The sequence below is a fragment of the Achromobacter sp. 1011791174 genome (assembly GCF_059760925.1).
The window spans coordinates 37,456-57,095 of the sequence record NZ_JCBANH010000019.1 but is presented as its reverse complement, the minus strand read 5'-3'; the positions used below and the strand labels follow the sequence as shown (position 1 = coordinate 57,095).

The 19,640-nt window shown below is 68.1% G+C and carries 19 protein-coding genes and 1 pseudogene; 15 read left to right on the top strand and 5 right to left on the bottom strand.

Annotation, left to right across the window (positions count from 1 at the left end):
* Positions 1 to 55: 55 nt before the first annotated feature.
* Positions 56 to 625, bottom strand: coding sequence for a phosphonate degradation HD-domain oxygenase (locus tag AC6LJ5_RS09685; protein ID WP_103273420.1), 570 nt, complete (start codon positions 623 to 625; stop codon positions 56 to 58).
* Positions 626 to 672: 47 nt separating this feature from the next.
* Positions 673 to 1,536: a LysR family transcriptional regulator gene (locus AC6LJ5_RS09680; protein ID WP_103276376.1), complete on the bottom strand. Its 864-nt coding sequence runs from the start codon at positions 1,534 to 1,536 to the stop codon at positions 673 to 675.
* 144 nt (positions 1,537 to 1,680) lie between these two features.
* On the opposite strand from AC6LJ5_RS09680, the gene AC6LJ5_RS09675 reads away from it, so the two are divergent.
* The 5 genes from AC6LJ5_RS09675 (at position 1,681) to AC6LJ5_RS09655 (ending at position 7,949) form a co-directional block, all read left to right on the top strand.
* Complete coding sequence (locus AC6LJ5_RS09675) at positions 1,681 to 2,826, top strand: putative 2-aminoethylphosphonate ABC transporter ATP-binding protein (RefSeq protein ID WP_392409632.1); 1,146 nt, start codon at positions 1,681 to 1,683, stop codon at positions 2,824 to 2,826.
* Positions 2,804 to 4,624 (top strand): putative 2-aminoethylphosphonate ABC transporter permease subunit, encoded by a 1,821-nt coding sequence (locus AC6LJ5_RS09670; RefSeq protein ID WP_103273421.1) that lies wholly within the window; start codon positions 2,804 to 2,806, stop codon positions 4,622 to 4,624. The genes AC6LJ5_RS09675 and AC6LJ5_RS09670 overlap by 23 nt, the downstream gene beginning before the upstream one ends.
* Positions 4,625 to 4,653: 29 nt before the next feature.
* Entirely contained in the window at positions 4,654 to 5,475 is an 822-nt protein-coding gene (gene phnX, locus AC6LJ5_RS09665; RefSeq protein ID WP_103273422.1) for a phosphonoacetaldehyde hydrolase, read from the top strand.
* Between the two features lie 116 nt (positions 5,476 to 5,591).
* Positions 5,592 to 6,614 (top strand): putative 2-aminoethylphosphonate ABC transporter substrate-binding protein, encoded by a 1,023-nt coding sequence (locus AC6LJ5_RS09660; protein ID WP_498140343.1) that lies wholly within the window; start codon positions 5,592 to 5,594, stop codon positions 6,612 to 6,614.
* A 204-nt stretch (positions 6,615 to 6,818) separates the two neighbouring features.
* Positions 6,819 to 7,949 (top strand): TIGR03364 family FAD-dependent oxidoreductase, encoded by a 1,131-nt coding sequence (locus AC6LJ5_RS09655; RefSeq protein ID WP_498140342.1) that lies wholly within the window; start codon positions 6,819 to 6,821, stop codon positions 7,947 to 7,949.
* Between the two features lie 106 nt (positions 7,950 to 8,055).
* Here the strand turns inward: AC6LJ5_RS09655 and AC6LJ5_RS09650 are convergent, their stop codons facing one another.
* The 3 genes and pseudogenes from AC6LJ5_RS09650 to AC6LJ5_RS09640 all read right to left on the bottom strand — a co-directional run bounded on the left by AC6LJ5_RS09650 (position 8,056) and on the right by AC6LJ5_RS09640 (position 11,687).
* Positions 8,056 to 9,201 (bottom strand): aromatic ring-hydroxylating oxygenase subunit alpha, encoded by a 1,146-nt coding sequence (locus AC6LJ5_RS09650; RefSeq protein ID WP_103273425.1) that lies wholly within the window; start codon positions 9,199 to 9,201, stop codon positions 8,056 to 8,058.
* Between the two features lie 374 nt (positions 9,202 to 9,575).
* On the bottom strand, positions 9,576 to 10,586 hold the full coding sequence (locus AC6LJ5_RS09645) for an acyltransferase (protein ID WP_498140341.1): 1,011 nt from the start codon (positions 10,584 to 10,586) through the stop codon (positions 9,576 to 9,578).
* 132 nt (positions 10,587 to 10,718) lie between these two features.
* Positions 10,719 to 11,687: pseudogene (locus tag AC6LJ5_RS09640) on the bottom strand (Bug family tripartite tricarboxylate transporter substrate binding protein).
* A 192-nt stretch (positions 11,688 to 11,879) separates the two neighbouring features.
* Between AC6LJ5_RS09640 and AC6LJ5_RS09635 the strand changes: the two are divergent.
* From AC6LJ5_RS09635 to rplI, 10 genes are all read left to right on the top strand, one after another.
* On the top strand, positions 11,880 to 12,731 hold the full coding sequence (locus AC6LJ5_RS09635; RefSeq protein ID WP_103273428.1) for an IclR family transcriptional regulator: 852 nt from the start codon (positions 11,880 to 11,882) through the stop codon (positions 12,729 to 12,731).
* 111 nt (positions 12,732 to 12,842) lie between these two features.
* Positions 12,843 to 13,109, top strand: coding sequence for an exodeoxyribonuclease VII small subunit (locus AC6LJ5_RS09630; RefSeq protein WP_103273429.1), 267 nt, complete (start codon positions 12,843 to 12,845; stop codon positions 13,107 to 13,109).
* 7 nt (positions 13,110 to 13,116) lie between these two features.
* Positions 13,117 to 14,028 (top strand): polyprenyl synthetase family protein, encoded by a 912-nt coding sequence (locus tag AC6LJ5_RS09625; protein ID WP_103273430.1) that lies wholly within the window; start codon positions 13,117 to 13,119, stop codon positions 14,026 to 14,028.
* Between the two features lie 66 nt (positions 14,029 to 14,094).
* Entirely contained in the window at positions 14,095 to 15,957 is a 1,863-nt protein-coding gene (gene dxs / locus AC6LJ5_RS09620; protein ID WP_498140340.1) for a 1-deoxy-D-xylulose-5-phosphate synthase, read from the top strand.
* Positions 15,958 to 16,129: 172 nt separating this feature from the next.
* The gene (gene folE2 / locus AC6LJ5_RS09615; RefSeq protein WP_103273432.1) at positions 16,130 to 16,927 is read left to right on the top strand and encodes a GTP cyclohydrolase FolE2; all 798 of its coding nucleotides are present in this window, start codon (positions 16,130 to 16,132) and stop codon (positions 16,925 to 16,927) included.
* Positions 16,928 to 16,934: 7 nt separating this feature from the next.
* Positions 16,935 to 17,867, top strand: coding sequence for a DUF817 domain-containing protein (locus AC6LJ5_RS09610; protein WP_498140339.1), 933 nt, complete (start codon positions 16,935 to 16,937; stop codon positions 17,865 to 17,867).
* Between the two features lie 181 nt (positions 17,868 to 18,048).
* Positions 18,049 to 18,423 (top strand): 30S ribosomal protein S6, encoded by a 375-nt coding sequence (gene rpsF / locus AC6LJ5_RS09605; protein WP_063952835.1) that lies wholly within the window; start codon positions 18,049 to 18,051, stop codon positions 18,421 to 18,423.
* 49 nt (positions 18,424 to 18,472) lie between these two features.
* Positions 18,473 to 18,796 carry a primosomal replication protein N gene (priB, locus tag AC6LJ5_RS09600; protein WP_103273434.1) on the top strand — a complete coding sequence of 108 codons (324 nt, stop codon included), beginning with the start codon at positions 18,473 to 18,475 and terminating at the stop codon, positions 18,794 to 18,796.
* Between the two features lie 95 nt (positions 18,797 to 18,891).
* The gene (gene rpsR / locus AC6LJ5_RS09595; protein ID WP_006218308.1) at positions 18,892 to 19,164 is read left to right on the top strand and encodes a 30S ribosomal protein S18; all 273 of its coding nucleotides are present in this window, start codon (positions 18,892 to 18,894) and stop codon (positions 19,162 to 19,164) included.
* 15 nt (positions 19,165 to 19,179) lie between these two features.
* Positions 19,180 to 19,632 (top strand): 50S ribosomal protein L9, encoded by a 453-nt coding sequence (rplI, locus tag AC6LJ5_RS09590; RefSeq protein WP_103273435.1) that lies wholly within the window; start codon positions 19,180 to 19,182, stop codon positions 19,630 to 19,632.
* Positions 19,633 to 19,640: the final 8 nt, after the last annotated feature.

Below are 19,640 nucleotides of genomic sequence, written 5' to 3'. Positions count from 1 at the left end.
CGGCCGGTCTTGCAGAGCGCCGACGCCGACCCGGGCGCGAGGCAGGCGCGGTTTTCTAGTGGATCGCCGCCAGCTTCGCCCGCGTCGACACGCTCTCGGCGATCTCCAGGTAATGCTCCAGCGAGGGCGTGATCAGCCCCGGCACCTTGGCCATGTCGTCCCAGCGTCTCAGCCGAATCGCATCCGGCGCGCCCGGCAGGCTGGCGAAATCCAGCGCCTGGCCCGCATCGAAGCTGCCCCCCTGAAGCGCCAGGCTGCGCTTCGAGTCCTCCGAGAGCGACGCTTCATAGTGGGGCTCCAGATAGCAGAGGTAGCGCTTGGCCTCGACGTGCAGCCGGATCGGCTCCAGCACGCCCGGGCCGAACAGGCCGCGCAGGAAGGGCAGCACGAAGTACTGGTGCTTGTCGTCCAGGCCGCGCAGCGTGGGCGTGCCGGGCCGGTCGGCGATCAGGTGCCCCAGGTCGTGCAGCAGGCAGGCGGTGATCAGTTCGGGGCCGGCGTGGTGGCGCTCGGCCAGCGCGGCGGTCTGCAGCGCGTGGCGCAGGTGGCTGACGGACTCGCCGTCGTAGGAGCGATGTCCGCGTTCAAGGAACAGCTGCTCGATGTCTTGCAAGGTCAAGGCCATGGTTGTCTCCTGAGTGGCCGCAAGGGGGAAGCGCTCGACGGCCGGGCTCAGCCGGCGGCAGGCGCCATCTCCAGAAAGCGCGCGATCAGCTGCACCGGTTGGCGCTCGCGCAGGCAGTACAGGTATTCGTGCATCACGATCTCGGCGCCCTCGATGTCGAGGGCGGCCAGGTCCGGATGGGAAGGGATTTCGCGCGAGGGGATCAGGCTGATCCCCAGGTCGCTCAGGATGGCCTGCCGGATCGACTCGCGGCTGCCGATCTCCAGCGTGCGGCGCACGCTGACGCCGGCCTGTCGCAGCGCTTCCTCGGTGAGCTGGCGCGTCATCGAGCCGGGCTCGCGCAACAGCAGGGCGTGTTCGGACAGGTCGGCCAGCGACACACGGCCGCGCCGCGCCAGCGGGTGGTCGCGGTGCGTGACCACGCGAATGGGGTCGGCGGCGATCAGGCGCCGATACAAATGCTTGTCATCCATCAGAAACGAGGACGTGGCAATCTCGATCTGATAGTCGTGCAGCGCCTGCAGCATGCTCTGCGAATTGCCGATGACCAGCGTCAGGTCGATGCCCGGATAGCGCTGGTTGTACCGCCGCACCGTGTCCATGATGTAGAACGGTCCGGTGGCGCCGACCCGCAGGTTGCCTTCGCGCAGGTCGCTGGCGTCGCGCAGCCGGAAATCGATCTCGGTTTCCTGCTGCACCAGCTTCTCGACCATCGGCATCAGGCTGTGGCCGGCGTCCGACAGCCGCATGCCGCGCCCTTGCCGGTGGAACAGCTCGACGCCGTAGCGCGATTCGAGCTGGCGCAGCTGGCCCGTCACCGTGGGCTGGCTGACGCCCAGCTGGGCGGCGGCCTTGGTGACGGTTCCGCAGCGGGCCACGGCATAGAAGGATTTGAGTTCGGCGACGAGCACGGTACAGGCGAGGGGAGCGCGGATTTCGCAGGATCGCCAGTACACCAAAATAATTTGATGTTTTTATTACTACCTTTGTGCGAAGTGTCATAAACGCACAATAAGCCGCTCCCATACTGCCGCTGTTCCCCTACCGGAGGCGTCATGCCCCAACACGACAGCGACTCTATTTCGGCGGCAGCGTCCCCGGAAACGCCGCCCTCGGCGCGCAGCGGCCAGCCCGGCGCGCGCGGCGGCTTCCTGACGGTACGCAACCTGGTCAAGCGCTTCGGCGCCCACACCGCATTGGCCGATGTGTCGCTGGATATCCGCGCCGGCGAGCTGGTCTGCCTGCTGGGCCCCTCGGGCTGCGGCAAGACCACGCTGCTGCGCGCCATCGCCGGGCTGGAACGCCAGGACAGCGGCGTCATCACGCTGTCCGGCCGCGACATCTCCCATGCCGAGCCGCAGGAACGCGACTACGGCATCCTGTTTCAGTCCTATGCCCTGTTTCCCAATCTGACCGTGGCGCAGAACGTCGCCTACGGCCTGAGCGGCAAGCGCGCGCATCGCAAGCACGTGGCGGGCAGGGTCGAGGAAATGCTGACGCTGGTGGGCCTGGCCGGCGCCGCCAATAAATATCCGGGACAGATTTCCGGCGGCCAGCAGCAGCGCGTGGCCCTGGCCCGCGCGCTGGCGCCGTCGCCGTCCCTGCTGCTGCTGGACGAACCCATGTCGGCGCTGGACGCCCGCGTGCGCGAGCACCTGCGCATCGAATTGCGCGCGCTGCAGAAGCGCCTGTCCATCACCACGCTGATGGTCACGCACGATCAGGAAGAGGCCATGGTCATGGCCGACCGCATCGCCGTCATGAACGGCGGCGTCATCGAGCAGTTCGGCACGCCGCGCGAACTCTACCGCCAGCCCGGCTCGGCCTTCATCGCCGACTTCGTGGGCGAGGCCAACTGGCTGCCGTTCGAGCGCATCGACGCGCACCGCGCCCGCGTGGGCCGTCAGGAACTGGCCGTGGACGAGGCGCTGGGCGCCGCGTCCGGCCGCCTGTTCGTGCGCCCCGAGGCCGTGCGCGTCAGCGCCGTGCGGCCGGAACAGCCCAACGCCATGCTGGCCGACGTGCTCGACGGCGTGTTCCTGGGCCGAGGCTACCGCCTGGCCTTGCGCCTGGAAGGCGTGCCCGGCGCTACCGTGCATTCCATCGTGTCCCCCGAAACCGGAGACGCCCTGCTGGGCCCTCACGCCGCCAGCCGCTGCTGGGTGGAGCTGCCGCGCCATGCGATTCGCGCCTACGCTTGACGCGGGTTCCGCGCCCGCCGCCGACGCCGCGCCCGCCGCCGTGAGCCAGCCGCCCCTGACGCCGGCGCCCCCGGTGACGCCCGCCGCCTCGTTCCCCGCGCTGGGCCGCCGCCCGCTGCCGCGCTGGGTCGGCTCCGCCGGCCTGGGCCTGGGGCAGGGCGCGCTGGTGCTGGGGCTGGCGCTGTTCCTGGCGCTCCCGCTGCTTGCCATCCTGATCAAGTCCGTGACCGACGGCGACGGCGCCTGGGTCGGGCTGTCCGTGATGACCGGCATCATCGCCGGCGACGGTTTTCTCGCCATGGTCGGGCGCAGCCTGGCCGTGGGCATGGTCACCACGCTGCTGGTGGTGCCCGCCGCCTACGCCTTCGCCTACGGCCTGACGCGCACCCGCCTGCCCGGCAAGGGCCTGTTGCGCATCACGGCGCTGCTGCCGCTGCTGGCGCCGTCGCTGCTGCCCGGCATCGCGCTGGTGTACCTGCTGGGCAACCAGGGCCTGCTCAAGGGCCTGACCGGCGGCGCCACCATCTATGGTTTCTGGGGCATCGTGGTCGGCGAGGCGTTCTATACCTTCCCGCATGCGCTGATGATCCTCCTGACCGGCCTGGCCCTGGCCGATGGCCGGCTCTACGACGCCGCCCGCGCCATGGGCGCCGGACACTGGCGCACCTTCATGACCGTGACCCTGCCGGGCACGCGCTATGCGGTGTTCTCGGCCTGCTGCGTGGTGTTCACGCTGACCGTCACCGACTTCGGCGTGCCCAAGGTGGTGGGCGGCGATTACAACGTGCTGGCGATGGAAGCCTACAAGGCGGTGGTCGGCCAGCAGAACTTCTCCAAGGGCGCGGCCATCGGCCTGATGCTGCTGCTGCCCGCCGTGCTGACCTTCGTGCTGGACCGCCGCCTGCGCGCCCGCCAGGGCGCCCAGATGAGCGGTCGCGCCCAGCCCTACGCGGCGGGCCCGAACCGCCGGCGCGACGCGGCCTTCCTGGCGCTGGCCTGCGTCATGGCGGCGCTGATCCTGCTGATAGTGGGCGTGGCGGTGTGGGCCTCGTTCGTGAAGATGTGGCCGTACAACCTGTCCATGTCGCTGCGTTCCTATGACTTCGACAACATGGACGGCGGCGGCTGGCTGGCCTGGCGCAACAGCCTGGAGTTGGCGTTCTGCACGGCCCTGCTGGGCACGGCGGCGGTGTTCAGCGGCGCCTGGATGATGGAAAAGGTGCCGGCGCGCGGCGCCGCCGCCCGTGGCCTGCGCGGCCTGGCCGGCATGCTGGCGCTGATGCCCATGGCGGTGCCGGGGCTGGTGCTGGGCCTGGGCTACATCTTCTTCTTCAACAGCCCGTCCAATCCGCTGAACCTGCTGTACGGCACCATGCCGCTGCTGGTCCTGTGCACCATCGTGCACTTCTACACCAGCGCCCACCTGACCGCGACCACGGCGCTCAACGCGCTGGATCCGGAGTTCGAGGCCGCCTCGGCCTCGCTCAAGGTGCCGCGCCTGACCACGTTCCTGCGCGTCACGCTGCCGATGTGCCTGCCCGCGGCGCTGGACGTGGCCCGCTACCTGTTCGTGTCCGCCATGACGACGGTGTCCGCCGTGGTGTTCCTGTACAGCCCCAAGACCGTGCTGGCCGCGGTGGCGGTGCTGAACATGGATGACGCCGGCTTCATCGGCCCGGCCGCCGCCATGTGCGCCGTGATCATGGCCAGCTCGGCGGTCGCCTCGCTGGCGCTGCATTTGGCCAGCCGCGCCATGCTGGCCCGCACTCAGGCCTGGCGCCGCCCGGCCGCCGCCTGACCGCAACGATTCAAGACAAGGATGACTACATGACTGCCAAAACCCTGCCCGTCCGCCTGGAGGCGGTGATCTTCGACTGGGCCGGCACGCTGGTCGACTTCGGCTCCTTCGCGCCCACCAAAGTGTTCGTCGACGCTTTCGCGCAGTTCGGCGTGGAGATGTCGCTGGAAGTGGCCCGCGGCCCCATGGGCATGGGCAAGTGGGACCACATCCGCACGCTGTGCGACCTGCCCGCCATCGCGTCCCAGTACGAGGCGCGTTTCGGCCGCCTGCCGACCGATGACGACGTCACCGCCATCTACGAGCGCTTCCTGCCCATGCAGCTGGAAAAAGTGGCGCAGTACTCGGCCGCGATTCCCGGCGCCGCCGAGCAGCTGCGCGCATTGCGCCAGCGCGGCCTGAAGATCGGTTCGTGCTCGGGCTACCCGGCCAGCGTGATGCGCCGCGTGATCGAGCGCGCCGCCACCGAGGGGCTGGAGCCCGAATGCATCGTCGCCAGCGACGAGGTGCCGCGCGCGCGTCCCGCGCCGGCCATGGCGCTGAAGAACGTGATCGAGCTGGGCCTGTCCGACGTGGCCGCCTGCGTCAAGGTCGACGACACCGCCCCCGGCATCGAGGAAGGCCGCCGCGCCGGTATGTGGACGGTGGGCCTGCTGCTGTCCGGCAACGCCGCCGGCCTGACGCTGGAGGAATACCTGAGCCTGGACGAGGCTGGTCGCGACGCCGCCCGCGCCCGGGCCGACGCCGAGCTGTCCGGCGCCGCGCCGCATTACCTGATCGACACGGTGGCCGACCTGCCGGCCGTGATCTCCGACATCGAACGCCGGCTGGCGGCGGGCCAGCGTCCCTGAGCCTGCCTGCGCCGGATCCCCTTACCACGACGTTTTCGCACGACCTGCGCGGCGGCCATCCGGCCAGCCGCGTGACCTTCATCAGTCTTTTTTCCGCTCATCCACGGAGTACACACATGAATCGCTACAAGCTGCTTGCCCTGGCCGCCGCCCTGTCGGGCGTGATGGGCGCCGCCTCCGCCGAGACCACGCTGACGGTCTACACCGCGCTGGAAGCCGACCAGATCAAGGCCTATCAGGCCGCGTTCGAGAAGGCCAATCCCGACATCAAGATCCAGTGGGTGCGCGATTCCACCGGCATCATCACCGCCAAGCTGCTGGCCGAGAAGAACAACCCCAAGGCCGACGCCATCTGGGGCCTGGCCGGCACCTCGCTGGGCCTGATGGACAAGGAAGGCATGCTGCAGCCCTACGCCCCCAAGGGCCTGGACCAGATCGCCGCCAACATGCGTGACGCCAAGGCCGAGCCCTCCTGGGTCGGCATGGACGGCTTCGCCGCCGCCATCTGCTTCAACACCGTCGAGGCCGAAAAGCAGAAGCTGCCCAAGCCCACGTCGTGGCAGGACCTGACCAAGCCCGAGTACGCCGGCAAGATCGTCATGCCGAACCCGGCCTCGTCGGGCACCGGCTTCCTGGACGTCAGCGCCTGGCTGCAGATCTTCGGCGAAGAGAAGGGCTGGGCCTACATGGACGCCCTGCACAAGAACATCGGCTCTTACACGCACTCGGGCTCCAAGCCTTGCAACCTGGCCGCCTCGGGCGAGTTCCCGATCGGCGTCTCGTTCGACTACCGCGCCGCCAAGCTGAAGGCCGACGGCGCGCCGGTCGAAGCCGTGTTCCCGTCGGAAGGCCTGGGCTGGGAAGTCGAAGCCACCGCCATCGTCAAGGGCACCAAGAATCTGGAAGCCGCCCGCAAGCTGGCCGACTTCTCCGCCAGCCGCGAGGCCAACGAGCTGTACAAGGCCAACTTCGCCGTGCTGGCCATCCCGTCGATCGCCACGTCCAACCCGAACCTGCCGGCCGATCTGACCAAGCGCATGATCAAGAACGACTTCACCTGGGCCGCCACCAACCGCGACCGCATCATCGCCGAGTGGACCAAGCGCTACGACGGCAAGTCCGAGCCGAAGAAGAAGTAAGCAGGCAGGCGGCAGGGCAGCGCCGCGAGGGCGCTGCCCGCTTCATCCCGGTTCACCTTTCAGTTTCACCTTTCCGTTCTTCGTCGCGTTGAAACGCTTCCCGCCGAAGCCGGGCGGGGCCGCACGGAACCGGCTTTGCCGGTCCGTCGCGGCGCCCCCTTGAGGGGGAAGCGCGCCAGCGCTTCGGAGGTGGGTTCTCTACACATGAAGAATTTTGACGTAATCGTGGTGGGCGCGGGCATGCTCGGCATCGCGCATGCCTGGGCGGCCGCCAAGCGCGGGCTGTCGGTGGCCGTGATCGAGCGCAGCCGCCAGGCGCACGGCGCCACGATCCGCAACTTTGGCCAGGTGATCGTGACCGGCCAGGCGCCCGGCATGATGCTGTCGCATGCGCAGCAGGCGCGCGAGCTGTGGCTGGACCTGGCCGCCAAGGCGGGCTTTCATGTGCGCGTCAACGGCGCGCTGGTGCTGGCGCGCAACGCCGACGAGGCCGACGTGCTGCAGGAGTTCGCCGACACGCGTCTGCGGCAGGAAGGCTATCGCGCCGAGCTGCTGTCGGGCCGCGAGGTCGCCGCGCTGTACGACGGCCGCCTGGCGCACCACTGCGCCGCGCTGCGCGGCCTGGACGATCTGCAGATCTATTCGCGCGAGGCGCTGCCCGCCATCACCCGCTATCTGGCGGAATCGCTGGGCGTGACCTTCATCACCGGCACGCTGGCGCGCGCGGTGGAGCAGGGCCGGGTGGCGACCACTGCCGGCGAGTTCCGTGGCGATCATGTGTTCGTCTGCCCCGGTCATGATTACCTGACGCTGCTGCCGGAACGCTTCGCGCCGCTGAACCTGGAAGTCACGCGTCTGCAGATGCTGCGCGCGGCCTTCGAGTCGGCCCCGTTCGCGCTGGACCGGCCGCTGTTGACCGGTCTGTCCTGCGTGCACTACGGCGCGTTCTCGGACCTGCCGTCCGCGCTGGCGCTGCGCGAGGTGATCCAGGCGCGCACGCCCATGCTGCTGGATAACGGCATCCACCTGCTGGTCAGCCCCACGCCCTATGGCGAGCTGATCATCGGCGATTCGCACCAGTACGGCCAGGACGCGCCCCCGTTCAACGACGAGGCGGTCGACAACGCCATGCTGGACCTGGCCTCGCAGGCGCTGGGCGCGCGGCTGCGCGTGGTCGAGCGCTGGCAGGGCGTGTATGGCGCGCACGGCCCGGCGCCGTTCTCGGTCATGCCGGTGGACGATGCGACCACGGTCGCCGTGATGCACTCGGGCGTGGGCATGACGGTGGGCCTGGCGATCGGCGAGCGCACGGTGGCGGGCATCACCGGACGCTGAAGCCGGGCCACGGGCCGCAAACGCGCAGGGAAAAGACAAGGGCCTCGCGGATATCCGCGAGGCCCTTGTGCGTGAGGCGGCTCGGAAGCAGGCTTGGGGGCGGGCTTCAGGGCTCTCCCATGGTGCGCCGGTACCATTCATGGAAGTGCTGCATGCCGTCTTCCATGGGCGACTGGTACGGGCCGGTCTCGTTCACGCCGCGCAGCATCAGGGCCTTGCGGCCGGCGTCCATGCGCTCGGCGATCTCGTCGTCCTCGATCGCCGTTTCCATGTAGGCCGCGCGCTGCGCCTCGACGAACTCGCGCTCGAAGGCGGCGATTTCCTCGGGGTAGTAGAACTCGACCACGTTCACCGTTTCCTGCGGGCTCTTCGGGTACAGCGTGGACAGCACCAGCACGTGCGGATACAGCTCGATCATGTGGGTCGGGAAATACGTGACCCAGACCGCGCCGAAATCGGGCGCGTCGCCCTCGCGGAACGACAGCAGCCGGTCATGCCACTGCTTGTAGACCTCGGAACCCGGCTGGGCCAGCGCATTGTGCACGCCGACCTTCTGCAGGCTGTACCAATCGTTGAACTCCCAGGTCAGGTCGTCGCAGGTGACGAAGCGGCCCAGGCCCGGATGGAACGGGCCGACGTGGTAGTCCTCGAGGTAGACCTCGATGAAGGTTTTCCAGTTGTAGTTGCACTGGTGCACTTCCACATGGTCCAGCACGTAGTCGCCGAAGTCGAACTCCGGCCGCGCGAACAGCGGCGCCATGTCCGAGGCGGGATCGCGCGGGCCTTCGAACAGCAGGCCGTGGCAATCGCGCAGGCGGAACTTCTGCAGGTTCATGCAGGGCGTGGTGTCGAACTGAGGCGCGCCCAGCAGCTCGCCCTGGTTGTTGTAGGTCCAGCGGTGCAGGGGGCAGACGATGTTGCCCCCGGTGGCCTTCAGGCTGCCGTGCGTGTTGCAGTTGCCGGCCACGTTGCCGGTTTCTCCGCCAAGCATCAGCGCCTGACGGTGGCGGCAGACATTTGAGATGAGATCGACGCCTTGCTGGTTGCGAACCAGCACACGCCCTCCGTTTTCCTGGACCAGGGTACGCCAATCCCCCACTTCGGGCACCAGCTTCTGGTGGCCGACGTACTGCGAGGATTGCTTGAAAATGAGTTCTTGCTCGCGGGCAAAGAGGGCTTCGTCAAAATACGCGCTGACGGGTAGCTGGGTGCGAGCTGGCACGACATGTGCCATCCGACCGATGTCGGTCATGATTCCCTCCGCTCGGGTAAAAAAGCCAGGCGGGCTGAGCTTTGCCTGCAGCCCTGGCCGTATCCCACCTTGGGATCGCCCCGGGCCTCGCGGGTTCCCCCAAGGTGCCGGGGAAGCGGCGGATGCCGTCGTTGCTGCCGACGCTTACCGCCGATGTTTCCGCTATCAGGGTCCGCAATGTGCCCGTTCTGGCGCGAAGAAAAATCGGTGTCTGGCCGATCAAATAAGGCGTGAATTGTACCCCAACCCTTTTTCCCGCGCCCATGATGGCGCAAGGGACTTGGCGGGGCGAGACGGGGTTGCGCTTGACCTGGCGCAAACGGGCTCGTTCTGGGCGCCTGGCGGCGGGCGTCGATCCATTCGGCCTACGCCTTTCAGACCAGCCTGCGGGTCGCGGGATGACGTCGCAACAGCCAGCTGCTCGCGGCCGACAGGGCGAACACGGCCGCCGTCAGCAAGGGCAGCGTCCAGGCCGTGCCGTGGCCGCCGCGCAGCAGGCCCGCGCGCTGCGCCAGGTCCAGGAACACCGGATGGATCAGGTAGACGCCGAAGGTCAGCGGCGCCAGCCGCGCGAGCCGGGGCAGGCGCGGCGCGTCCACGATCAGCTGGAACACGGCCAGCGACATGAACGGCACGGTCAGGCTGAAGTAGTCATAGAAGTAGGTGTTGAGCATCCGTGAGCTGGACAGCAGGTACACGCCCAGGGCCGTGGCGGCCACGCTGGCCGCCAGCATCAGGCCGGGGCGGGGAATGCGCAGCTCGCCCGCGTGGATCATGCGTCCGGCGACGAAATACCCCAGATAGGGCAGGAACCAGGTCAGGAAGAAGCCGGGCGGGGCGTCCAGCGCGCGGCGGTACAGCGCGTCCAGGATCGCCAGGCCAAGGATGCCCACGACCCACAGGGCGCGGGCCTGGCGCGAACTGCGCGCCGCCAGCGCGCGCACCAGCGGCGCGAACAGGTACAGGCCCACGATCATGTACAGGTACCACAGGTGATAGTAGGGCTCGCCATGGGCCAGCTTGCGCGGCCAGAAGGACAGGTCCAGCCGGCCGTCGTCGATCCAGTCCAGCGCCGTGCGCCAGAGCAGGTAGAACAGCGTCCAGAACAGCAGCGGCGCGCAGATCCGCGCCACGCGGCGGCTGTAGAAGCGGCGCGCGTCCTGCGGCCGTTCGGAGTCCAGCAGCAGGGCGCCGCTGATCATCACGAACACCGGCACGCACCAGCGGGCCGCCGAGTCGTACAGGTTGGCCGCCAGCCAGGCGCCGCTGCCGTAGGCTGCCGGGTCGCTGACCACGGTCGCGGCGCCATGCAGCATCACCACGGCCACGGCGGCCAGCCAGCGGGCGGCGTCCAGGCGGGCGTATCGATCGTCGGATTCGGGCATCGGGCTCCTTGCGCGGACAGGGAAAGGCGTCCGCTCGCGGGGCCGCGGCGCGGGCCGCAGCCTGCCTACACCCTAGCAGCCGGCGGCGCGCGCGTGCTGTATCGAGGCGTTAGCCCGCGCGTCAGGGTGTTCCTATTGCAGGGCGACGCCGGCCTGCTTGATGAGCTGCGAGACGATGGGCTGCTCGTTGCGGATCTGGGCCTGCAGCTCGGCGGGCGTGCCCGAGCGCGGATCGATGCCCATGCCGAGCAGGCGCTGCTTCACGGCATCGTCCGCCAGCGCGTCCGCCAGCGCCTTGCGCAGCCGTTCCAGCACCGGCTCGGGCGTGCCGCGCGGCGCCACGAAGCTGAACTAGGCCGTCATGTCGAAGCCCTGGTAGCCCTGCTCGGCCAGCGTGGGCAGCGCCGGTTCGGTCGCCAGCCGTCCGGGGCTGGTGATGGCGAAGACCTTGACCTTGCCGGCCGCGGCCTGCGGCATCCCGGTGGCGACCATGTCGAAGAACAGGTCCACGTCGCCGCTGATCAACGCGGGCAGCGCCTGGGTCGCGCCCTTGAACGGCACATGCAGGATGTCGATGCCGGCGCGCTGCTTGAACAGTTCGCCGGCCAGGTGCGACGAGGTGCCGGGGCCGAAGGTGGCGAAGGTCAGCTTGCCCGGGTTCTGCTTGGCGTAGTCGACCAGATCCCTGGTGCTGGCGAAGGGCCGCTTGGGGCTGGACAGCAGCACCAGCGGGCCGACGCCCACCATGCCGATCGGCGCGAAGCCGTCCGGGTCATAGGGCAGTTCCTTGTACAGGTAGCGGTTGGTGACCAGCGTCGAGTTGGTCGCCATCAATATGGTGTAGCCGTCAGGCGCCTCGCGCGACACGAAGGCCGCGCCGATGGAGGTGCCGGCGCCGGCCTTGTTCTCGACGATCATGGGCTGGCCCAGATCCTTGGCCATGCGTTCAGCCAGCACCCGGGTCAACACATCGGTGGCGCCGCCCGCCGGGAACGGCGAGACCACCTTGATCGGACGAGACGGATAGGTGTCGGCCTGCGCGCTCAGCGCGGCCGCGCCGAGCAGGGCGGCGGCAAGCAGTTTGATGCCAGTGCGAATCATGTTTTCCCCATGAAGTCAGTCGGACGGATCCTGGTCGCGAGACCGGGGCGGCGGCCGGACGCCCCATGGGCCGGGGCGTTGCGGATGGCTTGCCAGATCTTTCGCGCCGTACTAAATTTCGCTTACTGAATTTCGATTAACGGAATTATGTTTTGTTATTCGAAATAAACTATAAAAACGAAGCGCACGAAAATGCAATCCTTTTCTGACCGCAAGCGCATCCCCCATCCTGCGTCCAAGCCCGACGAGAAACTCGCGCTCAGCCAGCCCGCGCGGCGCAAGCGCGCGGCCGTGACGGGCGAGGGCGGGGCCTCGCCGGACTTCATCACCGCGCTGGCGCGCGGGCTGGACGTGCTGCGCTGCTTCCGCCATGGCGTGAACGCGCTGGGCAACCTGGACCTGGCCCGCCTGACCGGCCTGCCCAAGCCCACCATCAGCCGCATCACCTACACGCTGACCGAGCTGGGCTATCTGCGCTATCACCCGGACACCGGCAAGTACTCGCCGGGCTACGGCGTGCTGGCGCTGGGCTACGGCCTGCTGGCGGGCCTGGAAGTGCGCGAGCTGGCCAAGGCCTCGATGACCGAGCTGGCCCGTCAGACCGGCGGCGCCGTGGCCCTGGGCGCCTTCGACGGCGACGCCATGACCTACGTCGAGGCCGTCCACGGCTCGTCCGCGCTGTATCTGCGCCTGCCGGTGGGCTACCGCGCCAGCCTGGACAGCGCCATGGGGCGCGCCTACCTCGCCAGCCTGCCGGAAGACGAATGCGCCGCGCTCGCGGCGCGCATGGGCGAGGCCGCCCCCGACGATGCCGTCATCTGCCGCGCGCGCGCCGAGCTGCGCGAGACCGGCTGCTGTTTCGCCATCGGCGAATGGCAGTCGGACATCAACGCGGTGGCGGTGCCGTTCGTCTCGCTCACGGGCGAGGGCGTGTTCGTGATGAGCTGTGGCGGTCCCGCCAGCCTGCTCAGCGAGGCCGAGCTGCGCGGGCGCGTCGCGCAATCGCTGGCCGATGCCGTGGAAGGGCTGGCCGGCGGCGCCTGAGGCGCGCGCGGCCGTCGCCGCGCGGGGCCGGCCCGCAAGCGCTGCGGCCGGCGGTGGGTATCTCGTACAATCCACGGATTGATCCACCCGATTGCGTTCCCGGAGGCCCTTTTGGCCAAACCTTCACAAGCCGATCCGCAGGTCGACGACCGCCCCTTGCCCCAGGATTTCGAAACGGCGCTGGCCGAGCTGGAGTCGCTGGTCGCGGCCATGGAAGACGGCTCGCTGCCGCTGGAGCAGTCGCTGGCGGCCTACCGCCGCGGCGTCGAGCTCACGCGCGTCTGCCAGGACCGCCTGGCGCAGGCCGAGCAGCAGGTGAAAGTGCTGGAGGGCGACTTGCTGCGCCCGCTGGATCCGGCGGCGCTGGACGACGAATAAGACTCGGATGAAGCAGACTCAACTCGCATTTCCGGAATGGCTGCAGGGCCGTGTCCGCCACGTCGAAGACGTCCTGGACGACCTGCTGCCCCCGGCCGACGCGCTGCCCGCGCGCCTGCACGAAGCCATGCGCTACGCCACGCTGGGCGGCGGCAAGCGCGTGCGCGCGGCGCTGGTCTACGCGGCCGGCCAGGCCTGCCCCGTCAGCGGCAGCGTGCTCGCCATCGAGGCCTCGCTGGACCGCGCGGCCGCGGCCGTGGAACTGATCCACGCCTATTCGCTGGTGCACGACGACCTGCCCTGCATGGACGACGACACGCTGCGCCGCGGCCGTCCCACCGCCCACGTGCAGTTCGACGAAGCCACCGCCATGCTGGCCGGCGACGCCCTGCAGCCGCTGGCGTTCGACCTGCTGGCGTCGATGCCGATCGCGCCCGCGCTGATCGTGCAGGCCACGCAGTCGCTGGCGCGCGCCGCCGGCAGCCAGGGCATGGCCGGCGGCCAGGCCATTGACCTGTTCAGCGTCGGCCGTGCGCTGTCGCGCGACGAACTGCAGACCATGCACAGCATGAAGACCGGCGCGATGGTGGCGTGCAGCGTGGCGCTGGGCGGCATCGTGGCCGGCGCCAGCTCGGCCTCGCGCCAGGCGCTGGATGTGTACGCGCAGGCCATGGGCCTGGCCTTCCAGGTGGTGGACGACATCCTGGACGTGACGGCGGACAGCGCCAGCCTGGGCAAGACGCCGGGCAAGGACGCCGCCGAGAACAAGCCCACCTACGTGTCCCTGCTGGGCCTGGACGAGGCGCGCGCCTTCGCCGGGGAACTGCGCTCGACCGCGCTGGCGGCGCTGGAACCGCTGGGCGACGCGGGCTTGCGCCTGGCCCAGCTGGCCGATTTCATCGTACTTCGGGATCGCTGATCCCTGACATGCCCGGCCTGGCTGCAGGCCGGGGCAACGAACCGCAACAACAGCATGACGACAGGCATGACGACAGAACTTCTGGACAGCATCCAATCCCCGGCCGACCTCAGGCGCCTGGACCGCCGCGAGCTGAAACGGCTGGCCGAGGAGCTGCGCGGATTCGTGCTGGAATCGGTCTCCAAGACCGGCGGGCACCTGTCGTCCAACCTGGGCACGGTGGAACTGACGCTGGCCTTGCATCAGGTATTCGACACGCCGCATGACCGCATCGTCTGGGACGTGGGCCATCAGTCCTATCCGCACAAGATCCTGACCGGCCGCCGCGCCGGCATGGCCAAGCTGCGCCAGCTGGGCGGCATCTCCGGCTTTCCCAAGCGCAGCGAATCGGAATACGACGCCTTCGGCACCGCGCACTCGTCCACCTCGATCTCGGCCGCGCTGGGCATGGCGGTGGCCTCGCGCAACGCCGGCGTGCAGCGCCAGCACATCGCCGTGATCGGCGACGGCGCGATGTCCGCCGGCATGGCGTTCGAGGCCATGAACAACGCCGGCGTCACGCCCAATATCAACCTGCTGGTGATCCTGAACGACAACGACATGTCGATCTCGCCGCCGGTGGGAGCGTTGAACCGCTATTTCGCGCGGCTGATGTCGGGCCGCTTCTACGCCGCCGCCAAGAACGTCGGCCGCGCCGTGCTGCAGCACGTGCCGCCGGTGCTGGAACTGGCACGCCGCTTCGAGGAGCACGCCAAGGGCATGGTCACGCCGGCCACGCTGTTCGAGGAATTCGGCTTCAACTACGTAGGCCCGATCGACGGCCACGACCTGGACGCGCTGGTGCCCACGCTGCAGAACCTGAAGGCGCTGCAAGGCCTGCAGTTCCTGCACGTCGTCACCAAGAAAGGACAGGGCTACAAGCTGGCCGAGGCCGATCCCGTGCTGTACCACGGTCCCGGCAAGTTCGATCCGGCCGTCGGCATCCAGCAGGCCAAGGGTCCGGGCAAGCGCAGCTTCACCCAGGTCTTCGGCCAGTGGCTGTGCGACACGGCCGAGGCCGATTCGCGCCTGGTCGCGATCACGCCCGCCATGCGCGAGGGCAGCGGCCTGGTCGAGTTCGAGCAGCGTTTCCCGCAGCGCTACTTCGACGTGGGCATCGCCGAGCAGCACGCCGTGACCTTCGCCGCCGGCATCGCCTGCGAGGGCCAGAAGCCAGTGGTCGCCATCTATTCCACCTTCCTGCAGCGCGGCTACGACCAGCTGATCCACGACGTGGCGCTGCAGAACCTGGACGTCACCTTCGCGCTGGACCGCGCCGGCCTGGTGGGCGCGGACGGCGCCACGCACGCGGGCAACTACGACATCGCCTTCCTGCGCTGCATTCCCAACATGGTGGTGGCCACGCCGTCCGACGAGGCCGAGGCGCGGCTGCTGCTGTCCACCTGTTATCAGCATCCCGGCCCGGCCTCGGTGCGCTACCCGCGCGGCGCCGGCCGTGGCGCGGCCGAGGCGCCCGGCCTGGAAACGGTCGAGCTGGGCCGCGGCGTGGTGCGCCGCGAGGGCCGCAAGATCGCCATCCTGGGCTTCGGCACGCTGCTGCCGGCCGGGCAGGCCGCGGCCGAGGCGCTGGACGCCACGGTGGCCGACATGCGCTTCGTCAAGCCGATCGACCGCGAACTGATCCTGGACCTGGCCAGCCGCCACGACGCCCTGGTCACGCTGGAAGAGGCCTGCATCATGGGCGGCGCCGGCAGCGCCGTGCTGGAAGTGCTGAGCGCGGCCGGTGTGCTGATCCCGGTGTTGCAGCTGGGCCTGCCCGACGAGTTCATCGACCACGGCGAACAATCCGCCCTGCTGGCCGGCGTCGGCCTGGACGCTTCCGGCATCGAGCAGTCGATCCGCACCCGGTTTTCCAGCCTGCTGGGCTGAGGCCGGAGGGGTTGTGCGGCCGGCTGGAACAGTCTGTTCCGGCCCCGCCAACCTATAAAGAGAAGGGTTTTCCCGGGCGCTTGCCGGTGTATGGGCGATAATGGCTCCCTTCCAAAAGACTCCTGGGCCGGGCACGGCAGCGCCGCCCCGCCTCCCAGACAGGTAAGCCGAAATGAATTCTCCGATTGATCCCGCCATCGTGATGCCCGATGTCCAGAGTTCCACGGACACGCGTCACATCCCGATCCAGCGCGTCGGCATCCGCGGCGTGCGCCATCCCATGCTGGTCGAAAGCGCCGACGGTTCGCCCCAGGGCACCGTGGCCAACTGGACCCTCACGGTCGCCCTGCCGCCCGAGGAGAAGGGCACCCACATGTCGCGCTTCGTGGCCCTGCTGGAAAAATACCGCAGCACGCCCATGACGCCCAAGCTGTTCCGCCAGATGGCGGCCGACATGTTGCCGCTGCTGCACGCCGAACGCGGCGACATCACCGCGGCCTTCCCGTACTTCATCAACAAGTCCGCCCCCATCTCGGGCGTGCAAAGCCTGCTGGACTACGAAGTGCAGTGGATCGCGCGCGCCCAGGGCGACAGCGTTGAATTCGAACTGATCGTGCAGGTGCCGGTCACCAGCCTCTGTCCCTGCTCGAAGGCCATCTCCGAGTACGGCGCGCACAACCAGCGCTCGCACGTCACGGTCTCGGCCATCCTGGGTTCGGACATCAGCATGGACGGCGTCATCCGCCTGATCGAGGACGAAGGCTCCTGCGAGCTGTGGGGCCTGCTCAAGCGCCCGGACGAGAAGTACGTCACCGAACGCGCCTACGACAATCCCAAGTTCGTCGAGGACCTGGTGCGCGACGTGGCCGCCCGCCTGAACGCGCACCCCGGCATCGCCCGCTACCGCGTCGAGGCCGAGAACTTCGAATCCATCCACAACCACTCGGCCTACGCCGTGGTCGAAGGCTGATTCCTCCATGATGCATCCGGCGGCCTCCGACTGGCCGCTCATCGCAGGATTGCAGCAATGGGAAGCGCGGCTGGCCGGGAAACTGGCCGGCCGCGGCCGTTTTGGCGTCGCGCTCTACGAATTCTTGCGCTTCGGCGCGAAGCAGGCCTGGGCCTGTCTGTTCGGCGGCCTGATGTGCGCGCTGCTGCTGGGTACGCACTGGTGGTATCCCAAGGACGCGCTGCTGGCGCGTTACGACTTCCTGACGCTGGCCGCGCTGGGCATCCAGGCCGCGCTGTTGCTGCTGCGCATGGAGACCTGGGCCGAGGCCAAGGTGATCCTGATGTTCCATGCGGTCGGCACCGTCATGGAGATCTTCAAGACCTCGGCCGGCTCCTGGATCTATCCCGAGGCCAATCTGCTGCGCATCGGCGGCGTGCCGCTGTTCACCGGCTTCATGTACGCGGCGGTGGGCAGCTACCTGGCGCGGGTCTGGCGGCTGTTCGATTTCCGCTTCCGCGCCCACCCGCCGCTGGCGGCCACGCTGGCGCTGTCGGCGCTGATCTACGTGAATTTCTTCGCGCACCATTTCATCGCCGACTTCCGCCTGCTGCTGTTCGCGCTGACGGCGCTCCTGTTCGGCCGCGCCTGGGTCTATTTCCGCATCTGGCGCGAGTACCGCCGCATGCCGCTGCTGCTGGGCTTCGTGCTGGTGGCCTTGTTCATCTGGTTCGCCGAGAACATCGGCACCTTCGCCAACGCCTGGCGCTATCCCAACCAGTCCGGCGGCTGGGAAATGGTGTCCATCGCCAAGCTGGGCTCCTGGTTCCTGCTGATGATCATCAGCTATGTGATGGTCAGCGTGGTGAACCGCCCCGAGGACATCTCGGCCGCCCCTGTTGCCGAAATGCCGCGCGAGGGCGGGGAATCGGGCGGATCTGGCGCGTCCCTTATTTCTTGAGCCGGTCTGGCTTGCGTCTGGCAGGCCAATAGGCGATAATCGAGAGCTTTCTTGCTCGACCGCTCATGTTTTTGAGCAGCGGGCTGCCCCTTGCAAGCTTGGCGTTTCACTTTCAAGCGCGTTGAAAAGCGCGCTGAATGGCGAAGCCAGGCGAGCAGGACATCCTCAAGGAGTTTTACTCATGCGTCACTACGAAGTGGTGTTTATCGTTCACCCCGACCAAAGCGAGCAAGTGCCCGCCATGGTCGAGCGTTACCAAGCGCTGGTCACGGGCCAAGGCGGCTCGATCCATCGCCTGGAAGACTGGGGCCGCCGTCAACTGGCCTACCCGATCCAGAAGCTCGTCAAGGCTCACTACGTCTGCCTGAACATCGAGTGCGGCCAAGCCACGCTGGATGAGCTGGAGCACTCGTTCCGCTACAACGACGCCGTGCTGCGCCACCTGGTCATCAAGACCAAGAAGGCCCAGACCACCCCCTCGATCATGATGAAGTCGGTCGAGCGCGAGGAAGCCCGCAAGGCGTCGGCTGAAGCCGCTGCCGCCCAGGCTGAGTAAGCAGGGCTAGCGCGACCGCACCCGCGCAAGTCCGACAGGCACCGGCAGGATGAATAGACTGGAACTCAGCGCCCGCGTTCTCGAATGCGAGCCTTTGCGCCACACTCCCGCTGGATTGCCCGCGCTGGAATTGCTGCTGGCGCACGAGTCCGAAGTGATCGAGGCAGGCCTTCCGCGCCGCGTCGAACTCACGCTTCAGGCCGTTGCGCTGGGCGACCTGGCACTGATGCTCAAGGGCATCGCGCTGGGCACCGAACTGCAGGTAGTGGGCTTTCTGGCCCCGACCCGCAAGGATTCGGTGAAGGTCAAGCTGCATTTGCAGCAAGCGCGCAAGACCGGCGGCAGTGCAGGGCACGATCCGCTGGTGGCATGACGGGACAGGAACGGGGCGCATAGCGCCTTCTGACAAACGGATAGGTTATGGGGCCGACGGCATGGCCAGGCCCCTCAAACATAGAGGTACACATCATGGCTTTCTTCGGAAAACGCAAGGAAAAACGCAAGTTCACGCAGCAGAACCCGCTGTTCAAGCGTCGCAAGTTCTGCCGCTTCACCGCCGCCGGCGTCGAAGAGATCGATTACAAGGATCTGGACACCCTGCGCGACTTCGTGCAAGAAAACGGCAAGATCATCCCGGCTCGTCTGACCGGCACCAAGGCTATCTACCAGCGTCAGCTGGACACCGCCATCAAGCGCGCGCGCTTCCTGGCTCTGTTGCCTTACACCGACAACCACAACTAATCCGGGGCACTGAAAATGCAAGTCATTCTGCTCGAAAAAGTCGTCAACCTGGGTAACCTGGGCGAAGTCGTGCGCGTGCGCGACGGCTATGCCCGCAACTTCCTGATCCCCCAGAAGAAGGCCCGTCGTGCCACCGACGCCGCCCTGAAGGAATTCGAAGCCCGCCGCGCTGAACTGGAAAAGCTGCAAGCCGAGAAGCTGGCCGCTGCCCAAGCCCTGGGCGAGCGCCTGAACGGCTACCAGCTGAAGATCGTCCAGAAGGCTGGCGTCGACGGCCGCCTGTTCGGTTCCGTGACCAACGGCGACATCGCCGAAGGTCTGAAGAAGGCTGACTTCGCGGTCGAAAAGGCCCAGGTCCGCCTGCCCAACGGCCACCTGAAGGCCATCGGCGAGTACCCGATCCAGGTCGCTCTGCACGCCGACGTCGTGTCCGACGTGACCGTTCTGGTCGAGGGCGACCTGTCCTGATTCCAGGA